This window comes from Waterburya sp., from assembly GCF_058530065.1.
Map to the genome: position 1 here is coordinate 1 of NZ_JBZNBU010000343.1, position 2,555 is coordinate 2,555.

Sequence of the window (2,555 nt, forward strand, 5' to 3'; positions counted from 1 at the left end):
CGGATTTAGTATCATTAATTTTCTTGGTAGTCCTAAAGATGGTTAAAAATTTGGGCGATCTCAACAATCAAATATGCCAAAATTGCTATTTTATTCAGATCTTAAAGTAAAAAAGGTCACTTCAGGAGCGCAATTAATTCGGATGGGGACATCACTAAAGCCAATACCTCGACTAACATATAGTTTATTTCCCGCTTCTCCATAATTTTCTATCCATTCATCAGCGAACACCCGATCTTCTTTAACTAAAGCTAACCACGACCACTTTGGTAAATAGGGTAAACGAATTTGTCCTCCGTGAGTATGTCCTGCAACCGCAAATGGAGCAGTATTAGCAGGAAAAGCAGTAAAAGAGTCAGGATTATGCATCATTACAACTCTAGGACGATTATCGGGTAATTGCGCCAAAGCTGTATTTACTTTGTCATTATTTGCCCAATGTGAGCCAACACCTACTAGATATAGATCGGATTCTTGATTATTTAATGATAGTTTTACCGCTTCGTTATTTACAACCTGAATGTTAATAGCTTCTAATGCTTGTTCCAACTGGGCTGCAAGTTCTTTTTTCGGTGGCATTTTCTGACTTTTCATCCCGTAGTCATGATTGCCCAACACTGCATAGGTAGGAATTTTAGCTTCAGTTAAGGGACTAATTAGTTTAATTACTTCATTGATTTCCTCTTCGGGATTGGGAGTAGCATGATAAATAAAGTCACCACTAATTAAAACTGCTGCGGGTTGTTCTTCAATTAGTTTATCGACGCTTTTAGCAACTGTGGCGACATTATCCCACCACATACCCACTTGGAAATCAGATACTTGTCCGATCTTTTGTCCTTCCCAGACTGGGGGAAGATTGGGAATAACTGCTGTCTCTTCTTCGTCATCTAAGATATAGGGTTCAACTAAACCCCAGATAATTAAAAATATTAATACTATAGGGATTGCTGCTATTCCCCAAAGTAATTTTTTCTTATTTCTGGTTAATTTTGTATTATTTATTTGGCTGTCTCTGTTTCTCATTTCCATAGTTAAACGTCCTCTTTTGAGATCCAACTAAGCAATCCTAAAGAATTAGCACTACCAAAAAAATGTGCGCCCAAAATATTTAACTGAGCCAAAACTAAGAGTAAATCGGCAATTTTTATCACTTGTTCTCGTTCGTATACAACAACCCCTTGGGGGCGAGAAATCGCATTCGTGACCAATGATAAATAAGATCTTTACTCACTTCTTTGCATAATTAGTTCTGCCACCAAACCAGTCCAACCAGTTTGATGAGATGCACCTAAACCTGCACCATTATCTCCATGAAAATATTCATTAAACGTCAATAGATTGCGCCAATTTTCATCAGTATTAAATTTACTAAAATCACCATAAATTGGTCGTTCCCCGTTCTCTTTTGGTAGAAAGATTTTAATTAAGCGTCTTTCTAATTCTGATGCTACTTCCCCAAGAGCCATCATCTTACTCGAACCTGTGGGGCATTCGACTTGCAAATTACCGTTATAGTAATAATCAAATCTTTGCAAAGCTTCAATCAAAAGATAATTTACAGGAAACCAAATAGGACCCCGCCAATTGGAATTTCCGCCAAACATCTTACTGGGAGATTCGGCTGGTTCGTAAGCAACTTGATAAGTTTCGTCATTGACATCAAAAGTATAGGGATGCTCTTGATGGTATTTAGAAACAGAACGAATACCATAATCGCTGAGAAATTCCGTTTCAGCTAACATTTTTTGCAACAAAAGACGCAATCTATCTTCATCTACTACTGCGAGTAAGCGACGGGAATCACTATCGCATCCTTCCATACAAGCAAGGTTACGACTGAGTTGGGGACGTTGGTTAATGAACCATTCGACTCGTTTTTTAAATCCTGGTAATTTATCCAGAGTTTTTTGTTCGATAGTGGTAACAGCAAATAGGGGAATTAAACCCACCATCGAACGCACTTTGAGGTCGATATTTTCTCCATTAGGAAGATGCAGCACATCATAATAAAAACCATCCTCTTCATTCCATAAATCAGTGCCTTTTGTACCCATATGATTCATGGCATCGACAATATAGAGGAAATGTTCAAAGAACTTGCTGGCGATATCTTCGTAAACATCATTATCTTGTGCCAACTCTAGGGCAATAGTCAGTAAATCCAAACAATACATCGCCATCCAGCTAGTACCATCAGATTGGGATAATTTCCCCCCTGTCGGCAGATCTCCTCCGCGATTAAAGACACCGATGTTATCTAAGCCAAGAAAACCTCCTTGAAAGACATTATTATTATCGTCGTCATGTTGATTTACCCACCAGGTAAAGTTAAGCAGTAGCTTTTGAAATACCCGTTCTAAAAACTTTTTATCAGCACGCCCATAAATTTCTTGTTCGATACTATATACTCGCCATACCGCCCAAGCATGAACGGGAGGATTTACCCCATCAAAATCCCATTCATAGGCTGGCATCTGACCGTTGGGATGCATATACCATTCACGGGTGAGGCGTTCGAGTTGTTTTTTGGCAAAGTCAGGATCGATCGCTGC

At 38.8% G+C, this 2,555-nt stretch carries 3 protein-coding genes; all 3 read right to left on the reverse strand.

All coding sequences use genetic code 11. From position 1 onward, the window contains the following. Positions 1-90 precede the first annotated feature (90 nt). Positions 91-1,032, reverse strand: a complete 942-nt coding sequence (locus AC33VI_RS20515; RefSeq protein ID WP_491784120.1) for a metallophosphoesterase — start codon at positions 1,030-1,032, stop codon at positions 91-93. 2 nt (positions 1,033-1,034) lie between these two features. Continuing rightward, the gene (locus AC33VI_RS20520) at positions 1,035-1,211 is read right to left on the reverse strand and encodes a DUF3611 family protein (RefSeq protein ID WP_491784121.1); all 177 of its coding nucleotides are present in this window, start codon (positions 1,209-1,211) and stop codon (positions 1,035-1,037) included. A gap of 15 nt (positions 1,212-1,226) precedes the next feature. Continuing rightward, positions 1,227-2,555, reverse strand: a 1,329-nt coding sequence (locus tag AC33VI_RS20525) for an MGH1-like glycoside hydrolase domain-containing protein (RefSeq protein ID WP_491784122.1), incomplete at its 5' end; no start/stop codon positions are given.

Excerpts from the sequence above, each read along its gene's own strand:
- AC33VI_RS20515 (WP_491784120.1), bottom strand. The coding sequence starts at position 1,032 with ATGGAAATGAGAAACAGAGACAGCCAAATAAATAATACAAAATTAACC.